Raw genomic sequence first — 352 nt, forward strand, 5'->3', positions numbered from 1 at the left:
CATCACCGATTCTGACGGTGACACCAGCACCGCGAATCTGGTGCTGCAGATCCACAACAACGACGATCCGGTGGTCCTCAACGGTCTCGACGTCAACGGCGGCGAACTCACGGTCTACGAGAAAAACCTCAGCACCGGCAGCGCTCCTGACCCAACCGCGCTGACCCAAAGCGGCACCTTCACGATTACCGCTTTGGACGGCGTCACCACGCTGACCGTCGGCGGCATCGCGGTCGTCACCAATGGTGTGGCCGCCGGCTTCCCACAATCGGTGACCACGCCGCTCGGCAGCACACTGACCATCACAGGTTTCAACGCAGCGACCGGTGTGGTCAGCTACAGCTACACCCTC

The 352-nt window shown here is 62.2% G+C and carries 1 protein-coding gene; it reads left to right on the forward strand.

Features of this window, described 5'->3' with window-relative positions:
- On the forward strand, positions 1-352 hold a 352-nt coding region (locus ACTJKS_RS28090), incomplete at both ends, for a hypothetical protein (RefSeq protein WP_440829061.1).

Source organism: Pseudomonas sp. 22189 (genome assembly GCF_052045635.1).
Taxonomy (GTDB): domain Bacteria; phylum Pseudomonadota; class Gammaproteobacteria; order Pseudomonadales; family Pseudomonadaceae; genus Aquipseudomonas; species Aquipseudomonas parakoreensis.